Origin of the sequence: Kitasatospora sp. NPDC004799, from assembly GCF_040609095.1 — a bacterium.
Lineage (GTDB): Bacteria > Actinomycetota > Actinomycetes > Streptomycetales > Streptomycetaceae > Kitasatospora.
In genome coordinates this window covers 19,426-44,096 of the sequence record NZ_JBEXJK010000014.1, presented here as the reverse complement: position 1 = coordinate 44,096, position 24,671 = coordinate 19,426, and the positions used below count along the sequence as shown (strand labels likewise).

The 24,671-nt window shown below is 72.8% G+C and carries 27 protein-coding genes; 11 read left to right on the top strand and 16 right to left on the bottom strand.

Annotation, left to right across the window (positions count from 1 at the left end; all coding sequences use genetic code 11):
• Positions 1-71 precede the first annotated feature (71 nt).
• Entirely contained in the window at positions 72-512 is a 441-nt protein-coding gene (locus ABZW03_RS03655) for a hypothetical protein (protein ID WP_355251599.1), read from the bottom strand.
• 120 nt (positions 513-632) lie between these two features.
• Positions 633-995, bottom strand: coding sequence for a helix-turn-helix domain-containing protein (locus ABZW03_RS03650; RefSeq protein ID WP_355251597.1), 363 nt, complete (start codon positions 993-995; stop codon positions 633-635).
• Positions 996-1,091: 96 nt separating this feature from the next.
• Between ABZW03_RS03650 and ABZW03_RS03645 the strand changes: the two genes are divergently transcribed.
• The 5 genes from ABZW03_RS03645 (at position 1,092) to ABZW03_RS03625 (ending at position 6,934) form a co-directional block, all read left to right on the top strand.
• Complete coding sequence (locus ABZW03_RS03645) at positions 1,092-1,733, top strand: NAD(P)H-binding protein (protein ID WP_355251594.1); 642 nt, start codon at positions 1,092-1,094, stop codon at positions 1,731-1,733.
• Between the two features lie 233 nt (positions 1,734-1,966).
• Positions 1,967-3,859, top strand: a complete 1,893-nt coding sequence (locus ABZW03_RS03640) for a beta-eliminating lyase-related protein (RefSeq protein WP_355251591.1) — start codon at positions 1,967-1,969, stop codon at positions 3,857-3,859.
• Positions 3,860-4,005: 146 nt separating this feature from the next.
• Entirely contained in the window at positions 4,006-4,575 is a 570-nt protein-coding gene (locus tag ABZW03_RS03635) for an NADAR family protein (protein ID WP_355251625.1), read from the top strand.
• Positions 4,572-5,726, top strand: coding sequence for a hypothetical protein (locus ABZW03_RS03630; RefSeq protein ID WP_355251588.1), 1,155 nt, complete (start codon positions 4,572-4,574; stop codon positions 5,724-5,726). Before ABZW03_RS03635 ends, ABZW03_RS03630 begins: the two co-directional genes overlap by 4 nt.
• A 68-nt stretch (positions 5,727-5,794) precedes the next feature.
• Positions 5,795-6,934 (top strand): hypothetical protein, encoded by a 1,140-nt coding sequence (locus ABZW03_RS03625; protein WP_355251585.1) that lies wholly within the window; start codon positions 5,795-5,797, stop codon positions 6,932-6,934.
• 92 nt (positions 6,935-7,026) lie between these two features.
• On the opposite strand, the gene ABZW03_RS03620 is transcribed toward ABZW03_RS03625, so the two are convergent.
• Positions 7,027-8,409 (bottom strand): glycine--tRNA ligase, encoded by a 1,383-nt coding sequence (locus ABZW03_RS03620; RefSeq protein ID WP_224279482.1) that lies wholly within the window; start codon positions 8,407-8,409, stop codon positions 7,027-7,029.
• A 194-nt stretch (positions 8,410-8,603) separates the two neighbouring features.
• On the opposite strand from ABZW03_RS03620, the gene ABZW03_RS03615 reads away from it, so the two are divergent.
• Genes ABZW03_RS03615 through ABZW03_RS03600 form a run of 4 tightly spaced genes read left to right on the top strand, consistent with a single transcriptional unit; the run spans position 8,604 to position 11,780 of the window.
• Positions 8,604-9,623 (top strand): metal ABC transporter substrate-binding protein, encoded by a 1,020-nt coding sequence (locus ABZW03_RS03615; RefSeq protein WP_355251622.1) that lies wholly within the window; start codon positions 8,604-8,606, stop codon positions 9,621-9,623.
• A 14-nt stretch (positions 9,624-9,637) separates the two neighbouring features.
• A complete protein-coding gene (locus tag ABZW03_RS03610) occupies positions 9,638-10,402 on the top strand; it encodes a metal ABC transporter ATP-binding protein (protein ID WP_355251581.1) in 765 nt (254 codons plus the stop codon).
• Positions 10,399-11,334 carry a metal ABC transporter permease gene (locus ABZW03_RS03605; RefSeq protein ID WP_355251578.1) on the top strand — a complete coding sequence of 312 codons (936 nt, stop codon included), beginning with the start codon at positions 10,399-10,401 and terminating at the stop codon, positions 11,332-11,334. Before ABZW03_RS03610 ends, ABZW03_RS03605 begins: the two co-directional genes overlap by 4 nt.
• Before the next feature lie 35 nt (positions 11,335-11,369).
• The gene (locus tag ABZW03_RS03600) at positions 11,370-11,780 is read left to right on the top strand and encodes a Fur family transcriptional regulator (protein WP_355251575.1); all 411 of its coding nucleotides are present in this window, start codon (positions 11,370-11,372) and stop codon (positions 11,778-11,780) included.
• Positions 11,781-11,834: 54 nt separating this feature from the next.
• Here the strand turns inward: ABZW03_RS03600 and ABZW03_RS03595 are convergent, their stop codons facing one another.
• From ABZW03_RS03595 to leuA, 4 genes are all read right to left on the bottom strand, one after another.
• Positions 11,835-12,668, bottom strand: coding sequence for an isoprenyl transferase (locus ABZW03_RS03595; protein WP_355251572.1), 834 nt, complete (start codon positions 12,666-12,668; stop codon positions 11,835-11,837).
• A 4-nt stretch (positions 12,669-12,672) separates the two neighbouring features.
• Positions 12,673-13,419 (bottom strand): DNA repair protein RecO, encoded by a 747-nt coding sequence (gene recO, locus ABZW03_RS03590; RefSeq protein ID WP_355251569.1) that lies wholly within the window; start codon positions 13,417-13,419, stop codon positions 12,673-12,675.
• A 204-nt stretch (positions 13,420-13,623) separates the two neighbouring features.
• Complete coding sequence (locus ABZW03_RS03585) at positions 13,624-14,289, bottom strand: TerB family tellurite resistance protein (protein WP_355251566.1); 666 nt, start codon at positions 14,287-14,289, stop codon at positions 13,624-13,626.
• A 238-nt stretch (positions 14,290-14,527) separates the two neighbouring features.
• Complete coding sequence (gene leuA / locus ABZW03_RS03580; protein ID WP_355251563.1) at positions 14,528-16,324, bottom strand: 2-isopropylmalate synthase; 1,797 nt, start codon at positions 16,322-16,324, stop codon at positions 14,528-14,530.
• Between the two features lie 340 nt (positions 16,325-16,664).
• Here leuA and ABZW03_RS03575 point away from each other — a divergent pair, with 340 nt between their 5' ends.
• Both ABZW03_RS03575 and ABZW03_RS03570 read left to right on the top strand, forming a co-directional pair.
• Positions 16,665-17,687 carry a M4 family metallopeptidase gene (locus tag ABZW03_RS03575; RefSeq protein ID WP_355251560.1) on the top strand — a complete coding sequence of 341 codons (1,023 nt, stop codon included), beginning with the start codon at positions 16,665-16,667 and terminating at the stop codon, positions 17,685-17,687.
• 121 nt (positions 17,688-17,808) lie between these two features.
• Positions 17,809-18,075, top strand: coding sequence for a protealysin inhibitor emfourin (locus tag ABZW03_RS03570; protein WP_049651101.1), 267 nt, complete (start codon positions 17,809-17,811; stop codon positions 18,073-18,075).
• A gap of 13 nt (positions 18,076-18,088) precedes the next feature.
• On the opposite strand, the gene ABZW03_RS03565 is transcribed toward ABZW03_RS03570, so the two are convergent.
• The 9 genes from ABZW03_RS03565 to ABZW03_RS03525 all read right to left on the bottom strand — a co-directional run bounded on the left by ABZW03_RS03565 (position 18,089) and on the right by ABZW03_RS03525 (position 24,374).
• On the bottom strand, positions 18,089-18,820 hold the full coding sequence (locus ABZW03_RS03565) for an alpha/beta fold hydrolase (RefSeq protein ID WP_355251555.1): 732 nt from the start codon (positions 18,818-18,820) through the stop codon (positions 18,089-18,091).
• An 84-nt stretch (positions 18,821-18,904) separates the two neighbouring features.
• A complete protein-coding gene (locus tag ABZW03_RS03560; protein ID WP_355251552.1) occupies positions 18,905-19,885 on the bottom strand; it encodes a GTPase Era in 981 nt (326 codons plus the stop codon).
• A gap of 70 nt (positions 19,886-19,955) precedes the next feature.
• Positions 19,956-20,123: a hypothetical protein gene (locus ABZW03_RS03555; protein WP_355251549.1), complete on the bottom strand. Its 168-nt coding sequence runs from the start codon at positions 20,121-20,123 to the stop codon at positions 19,956-19,958.
• Positions 20,124-20,236: 113 nt separating this feature from the next.
• Entirely contained in the window at positions 20,237-20,590 is a 354-nt protein-coding gene (locus tag ABZW03_RS03550; protein ID WP_355251546.1) for a cytidine deaminase, read from the bottom strand.
• 28 nt (positions 20,591-20,618) lie between these two features.
• The gene (locus ABZW03_RS03545) at positions 20,619-21,170 is read right to left on the bottom strand and encodes a DUF4383 domain-containing protein (RefSeq protein WP_355251544.1); all 552 of its coding nucleotides are present in this window, start codon (positions 21,168-21,170) and stop codon (positions 20,619-20,621) included.
• Positions 21,171-21,218: 48 nt separating this feature from the next.
• A complete protein-coding gene (locus ABZW03_RS03540) occupies positions 21,219-21,455 on the bottom strand; it encodes a hypothetical protein (protein ID WP_355251541.1) in 237 nt (78 codons plus the stop codon).
• 33 nt (positions 21,456-21,488) lie between these two features.
• The gene (locus tag ABZW03_RS03535) at positions 21,489-22,814 is read right to left on the bottom strand and encodes a hemolysin family protein (protein ID WP_355251539.1); all 1,326 of its coding nucleotides are present in this window, start codon (positions 22,812-22,814) and stop codon (positions 21,489-21,491) included.
• A gap of 19 nt (positions 22,815-22,833) precedes the next feature.
• On the bottom strand, positions 22,834-23,328 hold the full coding sequence (gene ybeY / locus ABZW03_RS03530) for an rRNA maturation RNase YbeY (RefSeq protein WP_030061268.1): 495 nt from the start codon (positions 23,326-23,328) through the stop codon (positions 22,834-22,836).
• Positions 23,329-23,342: 14 nt separating this feature from the next.
• The gene (locus tag ABZW03_RS03525) at positions 23,343-24,374 is read right to left on the bottom strand and encodes a PhoH family protein (RefSeq protein ID WP_355251619.1); all 1,032 of its coding nucleotides are present in this window, start codon (positions 24,372-24,374) and stop codon (positions 23,343-23,345) included.
• Positions 24,375-24,671 lie beyond the last annotated feature (297 nt).

The following is a 24,671-nucleotide window of genomic DNA, read 5'->3' as shown; positions in this document are numbered from 1 at the left end:
GCACCGCCGTTCCTCTCCGTCAGGGCCGGCCGGGCTCGACGCTGTCGGGCCCGGCACCCGGAAACCCCGCTCTAGACGAAGATCAGCAGGGGCCAGCCGAGGACCGAGAGCGCGGCCGCCGACCAGCCGACGGCGGCCGCCCGACGGCCGTACTCGACACCCCGGGCCCGCTGGAAGGCGGCGACCGGCGAGGCGATCGCCGCGATCGGCACCGCGACCGCGAGCAGCATCCAGTCCACCCGGCCGAACCCCAGTCCGCCCAGGAGGACGAAGAATCCCGCGAACACCGCCGCCGGCCCGAGCACGCACCCGGCAGCGACGGTGGCGGCCCGGAAGCCGTTCGGGCGGGCGCAGACGAGCGCCACCGCGCACGGCACGAAGCAGGCGGTCGCGACCACGTGGGCGATCGAGAGGCGGAAGCCCAGCCTCGCGGCGACCAACGCCAGCGGCCACGCGAACACCGCCATCGCCGCCCCGACGAGACCTCGGGCGCTCGCAGGCACCGCCCCCATGACCTTCCCCTCCCCGCCGGGCTGTTTTTGAACACGTTCAACCTAGCAAGGGGTCGGGATGCCAAGGGAATCGGAGACACTCGGCGACTCGCGCCGTCTCGACGGGCCCCACCCCCACGGCTACGCCGGACGCGGGCGCGCGTCCGTGCGCGGGAGTTGGTCGAGGTGCTCGCGGGCCCAGGCGCAGGCCACGTTCATCGGGCCGAGCAGCGAACGCCCCAGCTCGGTGAGGGCGTACTCGACCCGGGGCGGGTTCTCGTCGTACGCGGTCCGGGTGAGCCAGCCGTCGCGTTCCATCGCGCGCAGCGTCTCGGTCAGCACCTTCGGCGTGACACCCCGGAGCGGCGCCTTCAACTCGGTGAACCGGCGGGGGCCGTCCTCGAGGCACCGGAGGACCAGGCCGGCCCACTTGTCGCCGACCCGGATGGGCATCCGGTGGCTGCAGTGCGGGTCGAACGCGTCGGCGTCCAGGCGGGCGGTCATGGCTCCACGATAGGGCCGGTTCCGTTGAAGTAACCGGCCACCTCCGGCTTACCGTCCTCGGACATCGGGCCCGAACGGGCCCACCAGGGAGGAACCATGAGCAGGATCGTGATCTTCGGCGCGGGCGGACGCGTGGGGCGGGCGGCCGTGGCCGAAGCGGTGCGGCGGGGGCACACGGTGACGGCGGTGGTGCGGGACCCCGGGAAGTACCGGGACCTCGGCGCGTCGGAGGCGGTGACGGTGGTGCGCGGCGACGCGACGGACGCCGGGTCGGTGGCCACGGCCGCCGCCGGGCACGACGCGGCCGTGAACGCCTCGGTGCGACTGGACCTGCCCGCCGAGGAGTACTTCACCGCAACCGCGCGGGCGCTGGTCGAAGGGCTCGGGCGGGCCGGGGTGGGACGGCTCCTGGTGCTGGGCATCGCGACCACGCTGGAGGTCTCGCCGGGCGTGCGGGTGATGGACGACCCGGGGTTCCCGGAGGAGTACCGGGTGTTCTCCCGGGGCCACGTCGCGGAGTTCGAGTTCCTGCGGACCGCCGCGACGGCGCTCGACTGGCTGATGGTCGTCCCCCCGATGGACCTGACCGCGGAGGCCGAGGCCACCGGGCACTACCGCGACGCCGTCGGCGCGGTCGTCGGGCAGGGCCGGATCTCGCACGCGGACCTGGCGGTGGCGCTGCTGGACGAGATCGAGACGCCTCGGCACCACGGGGTGCAGTGGGCGGTCTCGCACTGAGGCCCCCACCCGGGCGCCCGACGGCTGCCGCCAGCACCCGAGCGCACAACCGCCGCCCCCACCCGGACCCGGCGAAGAACCGCCGGTGACACCCCGCACGTTCCTCCGAACCGCACCCCGCGAACGCCGCACCACCCGGAGGACACCGTGCCCCCGCTCAACGACTTCGCCATCTGGGCGCCACTGCTGACACTCCTGCGGGCCGAACACGCCGACCGGGCGTCCGGGCGGCGATGTTCGCGGCGGACGTCTCGCCGTCCGTCGACCCGGCCCTGCTGGAGCGGACGCTCCGCGAGCGGCTGCCGGAGGCCGTCGGCGCGACCGAGGAGGAGATCTCCGCCGCCGAGCAGCGGCTCGGCGTCGCCCTGCCCGAGGAGCTCAAGGCGCTCTACCGCGCGACCAGGGTGAGCCCGGCCGGGCCGGACGGCTCCGGGGACTGGGAGGCCGACTTCGCCGAACTGGAGGCCACCGGGCACGCCGTCGGCTGCGAACTCACCTCCCTGGACCGGCTGTTCGTCGCCGACGCGACCACCCGGCCGTGCCCGTGGGAGTACGCGGCGACCGGGGCGGTCGCCACCCCGCCCGACGCCGCCGTCCAGGGCCCGGTCGGCTCGCCCGGCCGGATCGCCTTCGGCAGCAACGGCGGTGACCACTTCGCCGCCGCCCACCCCGACCTGGAGGTCGTGGAGGTGTTCCGCCGCAGCGGCGCGCCCCTCAGCCTCGCCCCCGTCGCCGGGCTGCCGCGGCTCCGCACCCTCACCGCCCACCCCGGCACGCCGGCCGACCCGCTGGAGGTCACCGCCCTGACCGGACTGGAGCACCTGGGGCTCGGGCCCGACGAGTGGCGCGTCCTGCTCGACGCGGGGGCGGTCCCGACCGGACTGTCCGCCGGTCCCCCGCACCACTGTCGAGGGTCACCCCACCCCCGGCAGCGGCCCGAGGTGACACACCCCTCCCACCGCCCGCACCGGAAAAAGCAGTTGGTCCGGTCACGTCACGAGTTCGACAATCGCCGGATGACCGATGACCAGAACGTGATCAACCGGCGCCGCGCGGCCCGTACCACCTGCCGGCGCTTCCTCTCCGGCGACCGCCTCCTCAGCATCCGCGAGCGCCTCGCCCAACTCGCCGCCCTGGACGGCCTGGACGTCTCCCCCGACTTCTACGGCGGCGACGGGCCGGTGCGGCAGCTGGAGGAGCGGACCGCCGCGCTGCTCGGCAAGGAGGACGCGGTCTTCTTCCCCACCGGGACGATGGCCCAGCAGGTCGCCCTCCGGTACCACGCCGAGCGCACCGGCAACCCGGCGGTGGCGCTGCACCCGCTCAGCCACATCGAGCGCCACGAGCGCCATGCCCACACCCAGCTCACCGGCCTGCGCGGCCTGTGGCCCACCACCGCGCAGCGCCAGCCGACGCCCGAGGAACTCGCCGCGCTGGGCGAGCCGTTCGGCACCCTGACGGTCGAGCTCCCGCTGCGCGACCCGGGCTACCTCCTCCCCACCTGGGACGAGCTGACCGCCCTGGTCGGCGCGGCCCGCGAGGCCGGCGCCCGGGTGCACTTCGACGGTGCGCGGCTCTGGAACACCACGGTCCACTTCGACCGGCCGCTCGACGAGATCGCCGCCCTCGCCGACAGCGTCTACGTGTCCTACTACAAGGACCTCGGCGGGATCAGCGGCGCCGCCCTCGCCGGTGACCGGGCCCTCACCGCCCACGCCCGCACCTGGCGCCACCGCTACGGCGGCCAGCTCTTCCAGCAGTGGCCGGCCGCCCTCGCCGCCCTGCACGGCCTGGACACCGTCCTGCCCCGCATCCCCGGCCACATCCGCCACGCCGCGACCACCCTCACCCCCGCCCTGGCCGCCCTCCCCGGCGCCCGCCTCCACCCCGAGGTGCCGCCCACCCACGAGTTCCAGCTCTGGCTGCCCCACTCCGCCGAGGCCCTCAACGCCGCCCACCTGGCCCTGGCCGAGGAGGAGGGCATCTGGTTCGTCTCCTACTGGGAGGACGCCGCCCCCGGTCTCGCCATGGCCGAGGTCAGCCTCGGCGAACCGGCGCGGGACTGGACGGCGGAGCAGGTGACCGAGGTCGGCCTGCGCTTCCTGGAGCTGGCCGCCGAGGGCTGACCCAGGGAGACCGCCGCGGGCCGCCGTGAACCGCCGCAGGCCGCGCGAGCCACCGTGAGCCGCGCGGGCCGCCGTGAGCCGTGTGAGTCGCCGTCAAACGGTTCGCGACACGGACCCCTTTATGTCAGACTGACGATATGAGCGAGATGCACGTGGGGGCGCTGGCCGCCGTTCGCAGCCGCGAGGAGTTGGCCGCGGTGATGGCCGACGGGGTGCGGCCGAAGTGGGTGATGTTCTGGGGACACACCGAACGCAAGGGCGGCGGGACGCGGCAGGAGTGCCTGAGCCAGTGGTGGCCCGGAGAGTTCACCGTCGACGGGGTCACGTACGCCTCCGCCGAGCACTGGATGATGGCCGGCAAGGCCCGGATGTTCGGCGACGAGGAGATCGTGCGGCGGGTGCTGGCCGCCCGCACGCCCGCCGAGGCGAAGAAGCTGGGCCGGCTGGTCAAGGGCTTCGACGACGAGACCTGGACGGCCGGCCGGTTCGAGCTGGTGGTGGCGGGCAACGTCGCGAAGTTCGGGCAGGACGAGGCGCTGCGCGACTACCTGCTGGGCACGGGTGACCGGGTGCTGGTCGAGGCCAGCCCGCTGGACCGGATCTGGGGCATCGGGCTCGCCGCCGACGACATCCGGGCCCAACAGCCCACCGAATGGCGCGGGTTGAACCTGCTCGGCTTCGCACTGATGGAGGCGCGGACGCGACTGGCCGGATGAGCGGGGTCGCTCCGCTGCTGGACGGGACGGTGGTGGCCTCGGCCGCCGCCGCCCTGTTCGTCACCCCGGGGGTGCTGCGGCGAACGGCCCCGGCCCGGCGGAGCGGCCGCCCGCTCGGTCCGGAGCCGGTGCTGGCGGCCGTCGTCGCGCTCCTCTACCTCAACCAGGTCCTCGTCGCGGTCTACGTGAACCGGGTGCACCACGGGGACGTCTCCTTCATCGCCCGCCACCTGCCGCCCGGCTGGTTCGACGTGCCCCGGCTGGACGCCCTCGCCGCCCGCTTCCCGGCCCCGGAGCTGCTGGCCCCGTCGGTGCTCCGGGTGCCGGCGCTGCTCGAACTGCCGCTGGTGCTGCTGGCGTTCGTCGCCGTCGTCCGCCGACTGGACCGCGCGCTGTACGTCCGGCTGGCCCGCTCGCCGCTGGTCCCGCTCGCCGCCGCCTCGTACACGGCGGCGTTCTGCGCGGTGGAGTGGAGCCTGCGGAACCCGTACACCCTGGACGACCTCGTCCTGCGCACGATCGCGGCCTGCCTCACGCCTCCGCTGATCGCCCGGCTGGCCCGGCGCGAGCCCGAGGCCGAGCCCGGAACCAAGACCGGAGCCAAAGCCGAACCCGAGCCCGCCCGCAGCCTGTTCCGCTTCGCGCTCGACCTGTGGGCGTACGGCCAGCTGATGCTGGTGCTGTACGACACCGCGCTGCTCTACAACCTCGCCCGGCTCGGCGACCACCTCGCCTCCGCCGCACTCGCGGTGGCGGTGCTCGTCGCCACCCGCACCGTCCCGGCCCGGCCCCGGCCACCGCACCGACGGCCCGGCCCGCACACCGCCGCCCTCGCCGGGACGATCGGCCGGGCGCTCGCACTGTTCCTCGTCCCGGCACTCTCGATCCGCTACGCGGAGACCTTCGGCACGCCCGAACTCGCCGCCCTGGCCGGACTCCTGGTGATCGGGGCGGCGGCCCGCCGGGACGCGCTCCACCTCCTGCTGCCCGCTCTGGCGGGCGCGGCGGTCGGGTACGCCGTCGCGGCCCTCGCTCCCGGCCCGTACTACGAGGCGACCCTCCTACGGAGCGCGACCGGCGCACTTCTCGCAACGACCGCCGTTTGCGCGCTCCTTGACACCACTCGGACACGACTGGTCGTGCGCTCTTAACTCCTCAGCCACATACTGACGTCAATATGTCACGCAGTCAGGGTCTGGATGGACGGGGTGGGGCGATCATGCGCATGCGGCCGACGGCACAATCCGCGGGCCGGCAGCCGGGGGGCGAGCAACAGGCCGCCGAACTCCGCGCGGAGCTGGACGAGTTACTCCGCGCGAGCCGCTACGCGAGTCAACGCGAGCGGCGTCTGAACGAGGCGGTCCGAGGCACCCCGGGACGCCAGCACCCGGACGGGGAGCTGCTGCGGCAGCTCGCCCAGGCCCGCACCCTCCGCGAGGGCCTGGCCGCCCGGTGCCTCCAACTCAGCGACCAGCTGGAGGCGTTGGAGAGCCGGATCAGACACCAGCAGCAGCCACCCCCACCGCAGCCGCAGCCTCACCAACAGCACCAACAGCACCAACAACACCAACAGCCGTACCAACAACAGCAGCAGTCCCCGCCACCGCCCGTCCGCCCCGACCTCGGCGCCCTCACCGAGCGGATCACCGCCCTCCACCGGTCCGGCTCCCTCGCCGAGGCCACCGAGGTGATCGACGCGGCCGCCGCCCGGCTCGCTCCCTCCGACGCCGCGCTGCTGGTCGGCAAGCTGGTCCGGTACGGCCCGGCCGGCGCCTCGCTCCACCTCGCCCGCCGCATCGCCCGGTCCGCCCCCGAACACTCCGTCGCCGTGCTCGTCGACCTGCGCGACCTGGGCCTGGCCGAGGAGGCGGCCGAGGTGTTCCACGCCTTCTGGGGCTACCCTGCGGTCTCCCTGCCCGGCCTGCTCTCCGCGCTGGACCGGGCCGGACTCGCCGCCGACAGCGCGACGCTGCTCTGGGAGTGGGGCTCGGCACCGGTGCCCGAGCTGACCTCGCTGGCCGCCTGCCTCCAGCAGCACGGCCGGACCGACGACGTCCGGACCCTGCTGCGCCAGGCCGCCGGCCGCCCCACCGCCGACCTCGCCGAGCTCGCGGCCGGCCTGCCGCCCGCGCTCGGCACCCTCCTGCTGAACGAACTGGCCCTGCTGCGCCCGCCCGCCGAGGTGGTCCGGCTGGCCGCCGCCCTGGACGGCGCGGGCCGCTCCGGGCTGTACGCGCAGCTGCTGACCGCCCTGCTCGCCGACGAGGTCCGCCACCGCACCGCCCTCGCCGCCCTGCGCGCCGCCGGCCTCCCGACCCGCCCGCCCACGGCCCCGCGCTCCCGCTGGGGCCGCCGGTAGCGGCAGCTGCCCGAACAGGGCGGCAGCCCCCGAACAGCGAGGAGCCCCCGTCCGCCCCACCAGGGCGGACGAGGGCTCCGAGCCGGGGCCTGCTAGCAGCCGATCAGCCGCGCGCCCAGGTACGCCTTGACCTGGTCCAGCGACACGCGCTCCTGCGACATGGTGTCGCGGTCGCGGACGGTCACCGCGTTGTCCTCGAGGGTGTCGAAGTCGACCGTGACGCAGAACGGCGTGCCGATCTCGTCCTGGCGGCGGTAGCGCTTGCCGATCGCGCCGGCGTCGTCGAACTCGACGTTCCACGCGGTGCGCAGGTCGGCCGCCAGGCCGCGGGCCTTCGGGGACAGCTCGGCGTTGCGCGACAGCGGCAGGACGGCGACCTTGACCGGGGCCAGGCGCGGGTCGAGCCGCATGCCGACGCGCTTCTCCATGACGCCCTTGGCGTTCGGCGCCTCGTCCTCGAAGTAGGCGTCGATCAGGAAGGCCAGCATGGCGCGGTTGAGGCCCGCCGCCGGCTCGATGACGTACGGGAAGTACCGCTCGCCGGACTCCTGGTCGAAGTACTTCAGGTCCTGGCCGGAGGCCTCGCTGTGCACCCGCAGGTCGTAGTCGGTGCGGTTGGCGACGCCCTCGAGCTCGGAGAACTCGCTGCCACCGAAGTTGAAGCGGTACTCGATGTCCACCGTGCGCTTGGCGTAGTGGGAGAGCTTCTCCTTCGGGTGCTCGAAGAAGCGCATGTTCTCGGTGCGCAGGCCGAGGCCGACGTACCAGTCCCAGCGCTGCTGGAGCCAGTACTCGTGCCACTGCTCGTCCTCGCCCGGCTTGACGAAGAACTCCATCTCCATCTGCTCGAACTCGCGGGTGCGGAAGATGAAGTTGCCGGGGGTGATCTCGTTGCGGAAGCTCTTGCCGGTCTGGGCGATGCCGAACGGCGGCTTCTTGCGCGAGGTGGTCTGGACGGCCTTGAAGTTGGTGAAGATGCCCTGGGCGGTCTCCGGACGCAGGAAGGCCAGGCCGCTCGCCTCCTCGGTGACGCCGAGGTGGGTCTTCAGCATGCCCGAGAAGTCCTTGGGCTCGGTGAACTGGCCCTTGGTGCCGCAGTCGGGGCAGTTGACGTCCTTGAGGCCGTTCGGCGGCGGGAAGCCGTGCTTGGCCTCGTACTTCTCCTCCAGGTGGTCGGCCCGGTGGCGCTTGTGGCAGGAGAGGCACTCGGTCAGCGGGTCGTTGAAGGTGGCGACGTGGCCGGAGGCCTCCCACACCTCGCGGGCGAGGATCACCGACGAGTCGAGTCCGACGACGTCCTCACGGGCCTGGACCATCGCGCGCCACCACTGGCGCTTGATGTTCTCCTTGAGCTCGACACCCAGCGGCCCGTAGTCCCAGGCGGCACGCGTGCCGCCGTAGATCTCGCTGCAGGGGTAGACGAAGCCACGGCGCTTGCTCAGGCTGACGATCGTGTCGATCTTGTCGGCGGCCACAGTGCTCTCTTCAGTACGTACGGCACGGTCAGGGCACGGCTGGTTGCGCGTACCCGAATACCTCAGGTTACCGGCCATACGGGTACGTGATTCAAATCGGTATCGTCCGGCCGCCCCCGGCCTCCGCCACCCGCTGTTCACCCACCCGAGTGAGTTGACAATCATTTCCATATAAGCTGAGAATGATTGTCATGATGATCGGACGACGTACCCGCACCTCCATAGCTCTCGCCGCCACCGCCCTCACCGGCTCCCTCGTCCTCACCGCCTGCGGCGGCGGCAGCAACAGCAGCGCGGACGGCGTCAGCGGCAAGCTCAAGGTCGTCGCCTCCTTCTACCCGATGGAGTTCCTGGCCCAGCAGATCGGCAAGGACCACGTCGCGGTCACCGACCTCACCGCGGCCGGCGTCGAGCCCCACGACCTGGAGCTCACCGCCAAGCAGGTCGGCACCGTCCAGAAGGCCGACGCGATCGTCTACCTCAAGGGCCTCCAGCCCACCGTCGACCAGGCCGTCGCCCAGTCGGCCAGCAAGCACAAGGTCGACGCCACCGCCGCCAGCCCGCTGGTCGACCACCACCTCGACGAGGGCACCGAGGCCGGGGAGTCCGGCGGGGCCGACGGCCACAAGCACGAGGAGCCGGCCGGCGACCCGCACATCTGGCTCGACCCGACCCGCTACGCGGCGGTCGCCAGGAGCGTCGGCGACGAGTTCGCCAAGGCCGACCCGGCCCACGCCGAGGACTACCGGAAGAACACCGACGAGCTGGTCACCAGGCTCACCGCGCTCGACCAGGAGTTCCGGGCCGGGCTCAAGGACGCCAGGACGCGCACCTTCGTCACCAGCCACGCCGCCTTCGGCTACCTCGCCGAGCACTACGGCCTCACCCAGGTCGCCATCAACGGCGTCGACCCGGAGTCCGAGCCCACCCCGGCCCGCCTCGCCGCGGTGCAGAAGGCCGCCAAGGACAACGGCGCCACCACGGTCTTCTTCGAGACCCTGGCCAGCCCCAAGCTCGCCGACACCGTCGCCAAGGACCTCGGCCTGAAGACCGCCGTCCTGGACCCGCTGGAGGGCGTCAAGGACCCGGCCAAGGACGACTACCTGACCGTCATGAAGCAGAACCTGGCCAACCTCCAGGCCGCCCTCGGCGCCCCGGCCGCCCCCGCCGGGACCGCCGCGACCGACGCCGCCGCCCCCGCCCCCGCGAGCTGACGGGACCGAGCACCATGACCGACCCGATACCCCCGGCCGTCCACCTCCGTGACGCCGTCGCCTCGCGCGGCGGCCGGCCGGTGCTGCGCGGCGTCGACCTCACCGTCCGGCCCGGCGAGGTGGTCGCCCTGCTCGGCGCCAACGGCTCCGGCAAGTCGACCACCGTCAAGGCCGTGATCGGCTCCGTCCCGCTGGAGCGCGGCGCCCTGGAGCTGTTCGGCACCCCGTACCGCTCCTTCCGCGCCTGGCACCGGATCGGGTACGTCCCGCAGCGGACCACCGCCGCCTCCGGCGTCCCCGCCACCGTCCGCGAGGTGGTCTCCACCGGACGGCTGCCGCAGCACCGGCTGCTGCCCTTCCGCCGCAGGGACCGCGAGGCGGTGGACCGCGCGCTGGCCGCGGTCGGCATGCTGGAGCGGGCCGGGGACGGCGTGGCCGACCTGTCCGGCGGCCAGCAGCAGCGGGTGCTGATCGCCCGCGCCCTGGTCGGCTCCCCCGACCTGCTGATCATGGACGAGCCGATGGCCGGCGTGGACGCCGCCAGCCAGCAGGTGCTCGCCGACACCCTGCGCGCCGAGGTCGGCCGCGGCGCCGCCGTCCTCCTCGTGCTGCACGAACTCGGGCCGCTGGAGCCGCTGATCGACCGCGCCGTGGTGCTGCGGGACGGCTGCGTCGCCCACGACGGCCCGCCGGTGCCCAACACCGGCCTGCACGCGCTGCCCGGCCACGACCACGTCCACCCGCACGCCGACCTGACCCCGCCGAGGCTGCTCGCATGACCGCGCTGACCGAGATGTTCTCCTACGACTTCATGCAGCGCGCCCTGCTCGCCGCCGTCCTGGTCGGGACCACCGCCCCGGCCGTCGGCATCTACCTGGTGCAGCGCCGCCAGGCGCTGATGGGCGACGGCATGGGCCACGTCGCGATGACCGGCGTCGGCCTCGGCTTCATCTTCCAGACCAGCCCGGTCTGGATGGCCGTGCTGGTCTGCGTGCTCGGCGCCGTCACCATGGAGCTGGTCCGCTCGCGCGGCAACCAGCGCGGCGACATCGCCCTCGCGATGCTCTTCTACGGCGGCATGGCCTGCGGCAAGCTGCTGGTCTCGCTCTCCGCCCAGGCCGGGGCCGGCTCGCTGGAGAGCTACCTGTGGGGCTCGATCCTCACCGTCGCCCCCGCCGACCTGGTCGCCATCGGGGTGCTCGGCGCGGTGGTCCTCGCGGTCACCGTCGGGCTGCGCCGCCAGCTGTTCGCGATCTGCCAGGACGAGGACTTCGCCCGGGTCACCGGTCTGCCGGTGCGCACCCTCAACCTGCTGCTCGCGGTGATGGCCGCGGTCACCGTCACGGTCGCCATGCGGGTGGTCGGGCTGCTGCTGGTCAGCGCGCTGATGGTGGTCCCGGTGGTCGCCGCCCAGCAGCTCACCCGGTCCTTCGCCGCCACCCAGGCCGCCTCGATCGCGCTCGGCGTGATCGTCTCGCTGGCCGGCGTCACCGGCTCCTACCACCTCGACGTGCCCTCCGGCCCGGCCATCGTGCTGTTCGCCATCGCGGTCTTCGCGGTGTTCAGCCTGCTCGCCGCCCCGCTCGCCCGGCGGCGCCACCGCGGCGCCGGCGAGCACGGACCGCGGGTCTGCGACGTCGAACTGCCGGGGCAGGCCGCCGGGCCGTCCGACCCGACCACCCCTGAGCGACGGGCGGGGCTGGCACAATGATGTGCGAGACGCCCACGACCCCAGGAGGACCCACGGTGACCACCGCAGGCCCGTCGCCGCGCGCCCGCTCGACCCGGCAGCGTGCCGCCGTCTCGGCGGCCCTGGACGAGATCGCGGACTTCCGCAGCGCCCAGGAGCTCCACGACCTGCTCAAGCACCGCGGGGACTCCGTCGGTCTGACCACGGTCTACCGCACGCTCCAGTCGCTCGCGGACGCCGGCGAGGTGGACGTGCTGCGCACGGCCGACGGCGAGGCCGTCTACCGCCGGTGCAGCAGCGGGCACCACCACCACCTGGTCTGCCGGCACTGCGGCGCGACCGTCGAGGTGGAGGGCCCCGCGGTGGAGCGCTGGGCCAACTCGGTCGCCGCCGAGCACGGCTTCAGCGACATCGCGCACACCCTGGAGATCTTCGGGACCTGCGCGGAGTGCGCCGGCAAGGCCTGAACGACGGCGAAGGGCCCGTGGGACGTTCTCCCACGGGCCCTTCGCCGTACGGCCTCAGCGCTGCGCCGGCACCGGTGCGCCGACCTCGTTCGGGATCGCCCCGCCGAAGCGCCGGTCGCGCCGCGCGTACTGCTCGCAGGCGCGCCACAGGTCCCGGCGGTCGAAGTCCGGCCAGAGCACGTCCTGGAACACGAACTCGGCGTAAGCCGACTGCCAGAGCAGGAAGTTGGAGGTGCGCTGCTCGCCGCTGGGGCGCAGGAACAGGTCCACGTCCGGCATGTCCGGGTGGTACATGTACTTGGCCAGGGTCTTCTCGTTGACCTTCTTCGGGTCGAGCCGGCCGGCCGCGACGTCCCGGGCGATCGCCTGCGCCGCATCGGCGAGTTCGGCCCGGCCGCCGTAGTTGACGCACATGTAGAGGGTGACGGCGTCGTTGCCCTTGGTCTGCTCCTCGGCGACCTGGAGCTCCTGGACGACGCTCTTCCACAGCTTGGGCATCCGGCCCGCCCAGCGGATCCGCACGCCCATCGCGTCCATCTCGTCGCGGCGGCGGGCGATGACGTCCCGGTTGAAGTTCATCAGGAACTTCACCTCGTCGGGCGAGCGCTTCCAGTTCTCGGTGGAGAACGCGTACAGCGAGATGTTCTTGACCCCGAGCTCGATGGCGCCCTTGAGGACGTCCAGCACCACGGACTCGCCGACCTTGTGCCCCTCGGTGCGGGGCAGCCCGCGCTCCTTGGCCCAACGGCCGTTGCCGTCCATCACGATGGCGACGTGGCCGGGGACCAGCTCGCCGGGGATCTTCGGGGGCTGTGCACCGCTGGGGTGCGGGGTCGGGGGGACGTACGTCCTCTGCTTGCCGCCGCCGAAGAGCCGTCGCGCTGCCATGTGCTCACTTCTCCACGTATCTCATCGAGCGGATGCCCCGCTCCAGGTGCCACTGCAGATAGGCCGCGACCAGGCCGCTGCCCTCCCGCCAGTACCGCGGCTCGCAGGCGTCGGCCGTCCGCCAGTCCCCTGACAGCAGCGCCCCGAGCAGTACCAGTGTCTCAGGGGAGGGTACGGCACATCCGGGCACTCGGCAGTCCCCGCAGAGCACCCCGCCCGCGGGGAGGGAGAAGAAACGGTTCGGCCCCTCCAGGCCGCACTTGGCGCAGTCGGTGAAGCTCGCGCCGTACCCGTTCACCGCGAGCGAGCGCAGCAGGAAGGCGTCCAGCACCAGGTGCGACTCGTGCAGCCCGGCCGCCAGCGTGCGCAGCCCGCCGACCAGCAGCAGGTACTGCTGGACGGCCGGTTCGCCCTCGTTCTCGGCGAACCGCTCGGCGGTCTCCAGCATCGCGGTGCCGGCCGTGTAGCGGCCGTAGTCGGTGACGATCGAACCGCCGTACGGCGCGATGGTCTCCACCTGGGTGCAGAGCGGCAATCCGCGGCCGACCAGCTCACTCCCGCGGCTGAAGAACTGCACGTCCACGTGCGAGAACGGCTCCAGGCGGGCGCCGAACTTGGACTTGGTCTTCCGCACCCCGCGCGCGACCGCCCGCACCTTGCCGTGCTGGCGGGTCAGCAGGGTGATGATCCGATCGGCCTCGCCGAGCTTCTGCGCCCGCAGCACGACGCCGTCGTCCCGGAAAAGACTCATGGGGACCATTGTCCCCCACCCGCCCGGGGCTCCGGACAGCCGTGTTGCCCGCACCGGAGGCCGTGGGGGAGGCCCACAGCGGTGCGGGTCACGGCGGGCCCGAGGTGGGGTGCAGGCCCGTTTGTGGGGGATTCGAAAGGTCTACGGGGAGCCGGGGACGGGGTGCGGGACCAAGGATCGGGAACGGGATCGGGACGGGAACGGCTACTTGTACGGCGCCCTGGTCGCCGCCTCCAGCAGCGCGCCGACCCGGGACTGCGGCAGGTCCAGGCAGCGCCCGACCGCGGTCAGCGCCTCGCGCTCCTGCGGCAGGTAGCGCCCGTCCGCCAGCGCGATGGCCGCGCCCTGCAGCAGCAGCCGCTCGCGGCCCTGGTGGGCCAGGTGCGGGGTGAGCGGCTCGAGCACCGCGTGCAGTTCGACGGCCAGCCCGCCGGACATCCCGTGGGCGTCGTAGAGTTCGCCGCCGAGCCCGGAGAGCGCGGCCAGCGCCGCCAGCACCTGGGCCTCGCCGCAGTCCTCGAACCCGGCCTCGCGCACCGCCGCGCAGGCCGCGTCGCGGGCCGCCCGGTGGGCGGTGCCGCCGGCCGCGAGCAGCGCCAGCGCGATGGTGTACTGGGCGTCCCGCAGCATCGCGCCGAGGCGCACGCTGGTGGGCTGCTCCAGGCTCTCGACGCCGTACCTGCCGTGGCAGCCGGTGCACTGCACGCTGCCGATCACCGGGCCGAGCGGGACCACCGGGGTCCCCAGCAGCCGCAGCCACCGCCGGCCGTGCTGCCGGCGGTAGTTGCGGTCCCCGCCGCAGCCCGGGCAGAAGAAGTCACCGAGAACGTCAGTCCGCCACCGCGGGCGAACACCCCACAACCTGGTCACGGCGCCACTCCCCAGACATGGCAGGCGGCCTGCTCGACGATGGGCAGGTCACGCGACCGGACACCGAGCCGTCCCACCGACCCGGCCTTCCGGTGGATCGATGTTGCCACGGTTACCGGCACGTGTCAGTACCTCGAACGGCTTCCGATTCGAAAAAATGTGGCGCAGGCCACAGCGGCGGGTGGACGCGGCGAAGGGCCGTCCCCCGGGACGGCCCTTCGCACACCACCCGTTCGAATTAGGCGCGCTGCGATCGGTTGACGGCGCTGATCATCGCCTTCAGCGAGGCCAGCACGGTGTTGCCGTCGATGCCCACGCCCCACAGCACCTTGCCGTCCACCGCGCACTCCACGTACGCGGCGGCCTGGGCGTCGCCGCCCTCGCTCAGCGCGTGCTCGGCGTAGTCCAGGACGCGCACGTCCACGCCGATCCGGCCCAGCGCGTCGGCGAAGGCCGAGACCGGACCGTTGCCGGCACCGGTCAGGGTCACCGGGACGCCGTCCACCAGGGCCTCGGCGGTCAGCGCGTCCCGACCGTCCTCGGTGGTCAGGGTGCGCGAACCGCTCAGCGAGATCCGGCCCCACGGGTTGTCGGTGGTCGGCAGGTACTCGTCCTCGAAGACCCGCCAGATCTCGGCCGGGCTGACCTCGCCGCCCTCGGCGTCGGTCTTGGCCTGGATGATCCGGGAGAACTCGATCTGCATCCGGCGCGGCAGGTCCAGCTTGTGGTCGTTCTTCAGCACGTACGCCACGCCGCCCTTGCCGGACTGGCTGTTGACCCGGATGACCGCCTCGTAGGTGCGGCCGACGTCCTTCGGGTCGATCGGCAGGTACGGCACGCCCCAGGTGTGCTCCTCCACCGGCACGCCCGCGGCCGCGGCGTCCGCCTCCAGGACGTCGAAGCCCTTCTTGATGGCGTCCTGGTGCGAGCCGGAGAAGGAGGTGTACACCAGGTCGCCGGCGTACGGGTGGCGCGGGTGCACCTCCATCTGGTTGCAGTACTCGGCGGTGCGGCGCACCTCGTCGATGTCGGAGAAGTCGATCTGCGGGTCGATGCCCTGCGAGAACAGGTTCATCCCCAGCGTCACCAGGTCGACGTTGCCGGTCCGCTCGCCCTGCCCGAACAGGCAGCCCTCGATGCGGTCGGCGCCCGCCATGTAGGACAGCTCGGCGGAGGCGACGGCGGTGCCGCGGTCGTTGTGCGGGTGCACCGACAGGCAGACGAACTCGCGGCGGGACAGGTGGCGCGACATCCACTCGAACTGGTCGGCCTGGACGTTCGGGGTGGCCCGCTCGACGGTGGCGGGCAGGTTCAGGATGATCTCGCGGCCCTCGCCAGGCTGCCAGACGTCCATGACCGCCTCGCAGACCTCCAGCGCGAAGTCCAGCTCGGTGTCAACGAAGATCTCCGGCGAGTACTGGTAGCCGAAGACGGTGTCGTCGCCCAGCAGCTTCTCCGCGTACTCCATCACCAGCCGGGTGCCCTCGGTGGCGATCGCCTTGGTGGCCGCCCTGTCGTTGCGGAACACCACCCGGCGGAACAGCGGCGCGGTCGCGTTGTACAGGTGGACGGTCGCCCGCGGGGCGCCGACCAGCGACTCCACGGTCTTCTCGATCAGCTCCTCGCGGGCCTGCGTCAGCACCGAGATGGTAACGTCCTCGGGGATCGCCCCCTCCTCGATCAGCGACCGTACGAAGGCGTGGTCGGTGGCCCCGGAGGAGGGGAAGCCGACCTCGATCTCCTTGTAGCCCATCGCCACCAGCAGGTCGAACATCTTGCGCTTGCGGGCCGGCGACATCGGGTCGATCAGCGCCTGGTTGCCGTCCCGCAGGTCGGTGGAGAGCCAGCGCGGCGCCTTGGTGATCACCTTGTCCGGCCAGGTGCGGTCCGGCAGGTCGACGGTGCCGAACGGCAGGTAGCGCCCGTACCGCATGCCCGACGGCCGCTGGCGCACCGAGGCGGCGGTGATCGGGGTGGGGCGGTCCACGAAGGGACGGCCGGCGGGGGCGGACGCGGCGGAGTTCTGCTCGGTCATGGAGGTGACTCGGCTTCCTGTGATGCGTGGTGCGGGCGGGTCGGGGGTGGTCAACACCTGGTCAACACCGACTGGCCGGCCTCTGCTGCCGCTCGCGATACGCCGTTGGATCGCCGATTGCGCACAGCTCGTTCCCCGCGGCGAGGGTGCCGGCCCCAGTGGACTACAGGCCCTCGACGCGGCAGCTAAGAAGAAGCAGCCCGTTGCGCATGATGGCCCCAGCGTAACCCAGCGCCGCGCGCCCCCGAAGTGATCCGACCCACCGTTCCACTCCTTGAGACACCGGCCGCCCCCGCCGGAAGTGGTGACAAGCGGTCACCGAGGCCTCACCCTGGGCCACATGACCGCAGCAGCGCCGTTCTGCACGATCGTCCCCCCGTACGTCCTGGACCACCTCGCCGAGGCCGGTCACGAGCCCGCCGTCCACTCCCTGGCCCTGGACGCCGCGCACCGCGCGGCCCGCCTCTCCCCGCCCCCGCCCGTCGCCTCCGCCCCGGGCCTGAACCGGGTGGTCTACGACGCCGGCCACGGCCAGCGGCTGCCCGGGCGCACCGTGCGCAGGGAGGGCGCGGGCGCGTCCTCCGACAGCTCCGTCAACCACGCCTACGACGGCCTCGGCGCCACCTTCGCGCTCTACGCCGACGTCTTCGGCCGGCACTCGATCGACGACCGGAACCTGCGGCTGGACGCCAGCGTCCACTACGGCCGCGACTACGACAACGCCTTCTGGAACGGCCACCAGATGGTGTTCGGCGACGGCGACGACGTGGTGTTCGGCGACTTCACCGCCTGCATCGACATCATCGGCCACGAACTCGCCCACGGCGTCACCCAGTTCACCGCCGGACTGGACTACCAGGACCAGCCCGGCGCGCTCAACGAGTCGGTCTCCGACGTCTTCGGCTCGCTGGTCAAGCAGTACGCGCTGCGCCAGGCCGCCGCCGACGCCGACTGGCTGATCGGCGCCGGGCTGCTCGCCCCGGGCGTCCAGGGCGTGGCGCTGCGCTCGATGAAGGCGCCCGGCACCGCCTACGACGACCCGCGGCTCGGCAAGGACCCGCAGCCCGCGCACCTGCGGGACTACGTGAACACCTCCCGGGACAACGGCGGGGTGCACATCAACTCCGGCATCCCCAACCACGCGTTCTACCTGCTGGCCACCGCGCTCGGCGGCTCGGCCTGGGAGCGCGCGGGGCGGATCTGGTACGACGCGCTGACCGGGCGCGCGGTGCCCGCCGACGCCGGCTTCGCCGACTTCGCCCGGGCCACCGTGGCCGCCGCCGCGGCCCGTTACCCCGACGACCGGTCGGTCGCGGACACCGTCACGGCCTCCTGGGCGCAGGTCGGGGTCAGCCCGGGGTGAGGGCCTCCCGGGGCCGGCCCGGTACGCCTGAAGGGTGGTTGAGACCGGGTTGAGGCGGGCTTAAGGTCACGGTCCGGGAAAAGCCCGGCAAACCCCCTCGCCGGGTAGCACCATGGACACCATGCGTATCCAGGTGACCCGGACCGGCGGCTTCGCGGGGATCGTCCGCCAGGCGGAGATCGACACCGCCGACCGCACGGACGCCCCGCACGTGCACGCACTCGCCCGCGAGGCCGTGGCGGGCGGGCTGCGCGCGCCCTCGTACGGGGTGCCGGACGGCTTCCACTACGAGATCACCGTCGACGGCCGGTCGGTGTACTGCGCCGACCCGAAGCTCACCGACTCCCAGCGGGAGCTGGTCTCCCTGGTGCTGCGCGAGGGCGCGTAGCACCGGACAGGACCTAGAGCCAGCCGTCGAGGGCCGCCAGGAAGCCCTCGTGGTCGTCCTGGTGGACGTTGTGCCCGGCGCCGGGGACGGTCCGCACCGCGAAGCCGCGGGCGCGCAGCTCCTCGGCGTCCCCGGCCCGCACCACGGTGCTGCCGTCGGCCCGCACCACCAGCGAGGGCACCGCGGGCGCGGCCGGCAGGTCCGAGCCCTGGGCCGCCAGGGCCACCGCCGTGTCGGCGTCCCAGCGGGTCAGGGTGTCGAGCCTGACGTCGACGTCGGCGGCCTCCCAGCGCGGGTTCGCCGCGGCCACCTGCTCGCGGGGAGCCCGCTGCCGCGCCGCCCAGGCCGTCGGGTCCAGCCCCCACTGGCGGAACCGCCAGGACGGGTCGACGTACACCGCGCGGGCCGGCGCCAGCCGCGCCACCGCGTCCGCCAGGACGATCCCGCCGAGCGAGTGGCCGATCGCCAGCTCCGGCCCGGCCGGCACGGTCTCCAGCAGGTCCTCGGCGTACGCCGCCAGCGGGTAGCGCTCCAGCGGGCCGGCCCCGGTGCCGCGCGGGCTGGCCCCGTGCCCGCGCAGGTCGACGGCGACCACCCGGTAGCCCCGCCCGGCCAGCGCCGGGCCGACCCGCCGCCAGGCGCGGTGGTCGAAGGTGATGCCGTGCACCAGCACCGCCGTCCGCTCCCCGCCGCCCCACTCCCGGGTGTGCAACTCCACCGCGATGTCCCCCTCCTGACGCCCCATGGGCCCGGACCGACGACGAGGGCCCGGTCGGACGCGCAACGTCCGACCGGGCCCCCGGTATTCCCGTGTGGCTGAACTTCCTTGTCAGAAGCCCAGCTTGCGCAGCTGCTTGGGGTCGCGCTGCCAGTCCTTGGCGACCTTGACGTGCAGGTCCAGGTAGACCGGCGTGCCGAGCAGCGCCTCGATGTGCTTGCGGGCGGTGGTGCCGACGTGCTTGAGCCGCGACCCCTTGGCGCCGATCACGATCGCCTTCTGGCTCTGCCGCTCGATGTAGACGTTGGCGTGGATGTCCAACAGCGGGCGGTCCGCCGGGCGGCCCTCGCGCGGCAGCATCTCCTCGACCACCACGGCCAGCGAGTGCGGCAGTTCGTCGCGCACGCCCTCCAGCGCGGCCTCGCGGATCAGCTCGGCGACCATGATCTGCTCGGGCTCGTCGGTGAGGTCGCCCTCCGGGTAGAGCTGGTCGCCCTCCGGCAGCAGCTTGGTGAGCAGGTCGGCGACCAGCTCCACCTGGCCAGCCCCTCTCCCACCACCACCCTTGTTCGAGGGACTGCGTCCCACTGCCTGATCGCCGACGGCGGAGACCGGGATGATCTCGGCCCACTCGAAGCCCAGCTCGACGCCGAGCTGCTGGATCGCGATCAGCTGCTCGGCCAGGCGCTTGGAGTCGACCAGGTCGGTCTTGGTGACGATGGCGACCTTCGGGGTCTTCTTGATCCCGGCGATCTCCTTGGCGATGAACTTGTCGCCGGGGCCGATCTTCTGGTCGGCGGGCAGGCAGAAGCCGATCACGTCGACCTCGGCCCAGGTGGTGCGGACCAGGTCGTTGAGGCGTTCGCCGAGCAGGGTGCGCGGCTTGTGCAGACCGGGGGTGTCGACCAGCACGAGCTGGGCGTCCGGGCGGTGCACGATGCCGCGCACGGTGTGCCGGGTGGTCTGCGGGCGGTCGGAGGTGATCGCGACCTTCGTCCCCACCAGGGCGTTGGTCAGGGTCGACTTGCCCGCGTTGGGCCGGCCGACGAAGCACGCGAACCCGGAGCGGTACGAGGAGGAAGGGGCATTCATGGGCTCCATTCTCCCTGATCACCGGAGCCCCGCCGTCCGGGCCCACCCCTCGGCGCCCCGGAGGGCCCGCTCAGCCCTTCTTGCCGCTCTTCCCGCCCTTGCCGCCGGTGGGGATCAGCGAGAGCACGACCAGCAGCAGCAGGAAGCCGAGCGAGCCGAACAGCCACACCTGCGAGCCGGTCTCCTGCCACTTGCCCAGCCCCATCACGAACAGCAGCAGCCCGGCGAAGAACGCCACCGCCCCCATGCTCCCAGCCCCCTCACCGCGTCCACTCCCCCGGTGAGGTTATCGGCTGGGCCCAGGGCGGCAACACGCCGGGCTGTCCGCCGTACGAGGCCTCCGCGGGCCCCTCAGCGCGCCTCGGCGGACACCCGCAGCGTCCCGTCCGGACCGGCCAGCAGCACCGGCGTCCCGGCCCCGCCCAGGTCCCGCACGGCCGCCAGGTCCGCCTCGGCCGGCTGCTCCGCCTCGCTCACCACGGCCGCCGCCTCCAGCGACCTGGCACCGCTGGCCACCGCCATCGCCACCGCCGTCTGCAGGGCGCTCAGCCGCAGCGACTCCAGCGCGACCGTCCCGGCCACGTAGGTGCGTCCGGTCTCGTCACGCACCGCGGCCCCCTCGGCGACGCCGTTGCGGGCGCGGGCCGAGCGGGCCAGGGTGATGATCTTCTTGTCCTCGGGGTCGAGCTCGACGATGTCACTCATGCCGCCGAGCATAGGCACCCGGTGCTCCTCAATGTCCGACCGGGTGGGTGGGCCCGGGGTTGGGGTTGAGGACCTTCACGAGGGTCTTCGCCGCCCCCGTCGGCCGCGCCTCCTCGCGCTCGACCCGCTCGCGCCAGAACGGGTTGTCGTGCGGCAGGTGGCTGCTCACCCGGCCGTACATCCCGAAGGTCGTCAGGACGATCCCGACGATGAACGCGAACAGCACGTTCGACATCCGGAAGTTGAGGATGTTCGCGTCCGGCCGCCCGAGCACCGTCAGCCCGTAGAAGCCGGACAGGACGAACAGCAGGCCCGCCACCATGTTGAGGTTGGACGCGAAGTTCCCGCCGATCACCGCCCCGACCACCAGGATCGCGCCCACCACGATGGACAGGATGCTCAGCGCCCCGTTGGTCGACAGCCCGGCGATCCGGTCGCCGTGGGTGGCCAGGAAGCCGGGGTGGTCGGCCAGCCCCAGGCACCCGAACACGATCAGGAAGATCCCCCCGAGCCCCGCCCCGATCCGCCACACCAGGGCGAGCCGGCGGTCGACGGGTTTCAGCGTGTCTTGCAGCTTCATGGCGACCTCCAGAGCTCGGCCATGGTCAAGCTGTGCCTAGGGCGCGCCCTAGCTGTAGGGATGGCTCCCCTGCATGTGCGGCGTCTCGTGCATGTAGAGCGAGCCGCACTGCTGGCAGCAGCGCAGCCCGGTGCCCCACTCCTGCTCGGGCCGGGTCTCGGCGTCGTCGGGAATGGTCCGGCCGCAGAGCGCCACCGACAGGTCCTCGTCCCGCACCACGTGCCAGGACTTGACTCCGCCGGCCGCCCCCTGCGGGCCGTACTCCGCGCGAAGTTTGTGCGTCATGCCCTCCATGGTCGCTCGGCGACCGCCCACCCGCTACTCGCCCGCCGGGTCCTCGGCGTCGTCGGTGCCGCGGACGGGGGCGGCGACCACGGAACCGATCCGGTTGCGGCGCCCGGCCGAGGACTCGGCGGTCAGCAGGATGCCGGTCAGGCCGCCGTCGACCGGCTCGGGCAGCGGGATCTCGCAGGAGGAGCCGGGGATCGGCACCCGGCCCAGGTGCTTGGCCAGCAGGCCGCCGACGGTCTCGACGTCCTCGTCCTCCAGCTCGATCCCGAACAGCTCGCCCAGGTCCTCCACCAGCAGCCGGGCGGTGATCCGGTACGAGCCGTCGCCGAGGTCCTCCACCGGGGCGACCTCCCGGTCGTACTCGTCGGTGATCTCCCCGACGATCTCCTCCAGGACGTCCTCGATGGTGACCAGGCCGGCCGTGCCGCCGTACTCGTCGATCACGATCGCCACGTGCGAGCGGCGCTGCTGCATCTCGCGCAGCAGGTCGCCGGCCGGCTTGGAGTCCGGGACGAAGACGGCCGGGCGCATCACCGCGCCGACCTCCTCGGACTCCGCCTCCCGGTTGATGTGGGTGCGCCGCACCAGGTCCTTGAGGTAGACGATGCCGACCACGTCGTCCTCGTTGTCGCCGACCACCGGGATCCGCGAGAAGCCCGAGCGCAGCGCCAGGGTGAGCGCCTGCCGGACGGTCTTGTGCCGCTCGATCATCACCAGGTCGGTGCGCGGCACCATCACCTCGCGCACGATGGTGTCGCCCAGCTCGAAGACCGAGTGCACCATCCGGCGCTCCTCGTCCTCGATCACGTCGTCCTTCTCGGCGAGGTCCACCAGGGCCCGCAGCTCCGCCTCGGAGGCGAACGGACCCTCCCGGTAGCCCTTGCCCGGGGTCAGCGCGTTGCCGAGCAGGATCAGCAGCCGCGGGATCGGGCCGAGCACCGCGGCCAGCGGCAGCAGCACGAAGGAGGCCGCGGTCGCGGTGGTGAGCGGGTGCTGGCGCCCGATCGTGCGCGGCGAGACCCCCACCGCGACGAAGGACACCAGCACCATCACGCCGAACGCCAGCAGCACGGCCTGCCAGGTCGGGCTGACGTTGCGCACGCACACCACGGTGACCAGCACGGCCGCCGCCATCTCGCTGGCCACCCGGATCAGGGTGGCCAGGTTGAGGTAGCGGATCGGGTCGGCGGCGACGGTCAGCAGCCGCGCGGAGCCGCGCCGGCCGCTGCGCACCGCCTCCTCCGCCCGGAACCGGGAGACCCGGGAGATGCCCGCCTCGGCGCACGCGGCCAGCCAGCCGAGCACGACGAGCAGCACGGCACCGAGGATGAAGCTCGTACTCTCACCACTCACAGGGGTTCGGGCTCCGCGCTCAGTGGGTGGTGGGGGCCGGGGAGATGCCGCCGAGGCCGCGGCCCGCCCGCCAGTCGTCCAGGATGCGCTTCTGGAGGGCGAACATCTCCTCCTCTTCCTCCGGCTCCTCGTGGTCGTAGCCGAGGACGTGCAGCACGCCGTGCACGGTGAGCAGCTGCAGCTCCTCGTCCATCGAGTGCTTGGAGGGGGCCGCCTTGCCCTGCTGCTCGGCGACCTCGGGGCAGAGCACGATGTCGCCGAGCAGGCCCTGCGGCAGCTCCTCGCCCTCCTTGCCGGGGCGCAGCTCGTCCATCGGGAAGGACATCACGTCCGTCGGCCCGGGGAGGTCCATCCACTGGATGTGCAGCTCCTCCATCGCCGCTCCGTCCACCAGGATCACGGACAGTTCGGACTGCGGGTGGATCCGCATCTTGTCCAGGGCGAAGCGGGCGACGTCGAGGATGGCTTCCTCGTCGGCGTCCCAACCGGACTCGTTGGCGATGTCGATCGACATGACGGGCTGTGTGCTCAGCTTTCGGTGCGATGGGACTGTCGGGGTGCGCGGGGCGCGGTGGTCTTGCCGGGGCGCCGCTGGGCGGGCTTGCGGGCCGCCGGGGCGGCCTCGTCGGCCTCCTGGCGGGCGTCCCAGCGCTCGTAGGCGTCCACGATCCGGCCGACCAGCTTGTGGCGGACCACGTCGGTGCTGGTGAGGACGGAGAAGTGGATGTCGGGCACGTCGGCCAGGATCTCCTGGACGACCTTGAGGCCGCTGCGGGTGCCGCCCGGGAGGTCGATCTGGCTGGTGTCGCCGGTGACCACCACCCGGGAGTTGAACCCGAGGCGGGTGAGGAACATCTTCATCTGCTCGGGCGAGGTGTTCTGGGCCTCGTCGAGGATGATGAAGGCGTCGTTGAGGGTGCGGCCGCGCATGTACGCGAGCGGGGCGACCTCGATGGTGCCGGCCGCCATCAGGCGCGGGATGGAGTCCGGGTCCATCATGTCGTGCAGGGCGTCGTACAGCGGGCGCAGGTACGGGTCGATCTTCTCGTAGAGGGTGCCGGGCAGGAAGCCCAGCCGCTCCCCCGCCTCGACCGCCGGGCGGGTCAGGATGATCCGGTTGACCTCCTTGGCCTGGAGGGCCTGGACGGCCTTGGCCATCGCCAGGTAGGTCTTGCCGGTGCCCGCCGGGCCGAGGCCGAAGACGATCGTGTGCTTGTCGATCGCCTCGACGTAGCGCTGCTGGTTGAGGGTCTTCGGGCGGATCGTGCGGCCCCGGTTGGACAGGATGTTCGCGGTGAACACCTGGGAGGGCGCCGGGCTGTCCGGGTCCTGCTCCTGGCTGCGGAGCATGGCGATGGAGCGCTCCACGGAGTCCTCCGTCAGGGGCTGGCCGGTGCGCAGCACCAGCATCATCTCGTTGAGGAGCCGCTGCACGAGGGCGACCTCGGCCCGGGCTCCGGTGGCGGTCACCTCGTTGCCGCGCACGTGGATGTCGGCGGCGGGGAAGCCCTGCTCGATCACGCGCAGCAGCGAGTCCGCGGTGCCGAGCAGGGTGACCATCGGGTGCTTCTCGGGGATGACGATCCGGGCGCTGACGCGGCCGTCGTCGGCCGGCTCGGGGCGCGACTGTCCGTTGGTACGGGTCTGCGATGTGTCACTCATAGGTCGGCGCTGGGGCCTGCCTCATCCCATCCGTGTCTCGGGTGCCGCTCGGTTCTCCGGGGCACCAGGGTACGCCGCGGCCGTGATCGCCGTGGCGGGCGGCGGGGCCGCACCCGACGATGCTGCGGCAGTTCGCGGGCCGGCGCGAACCCTTTTTCCGGCTGTTCACGCCCTTCACAGCGCTCGCGGCGCGCC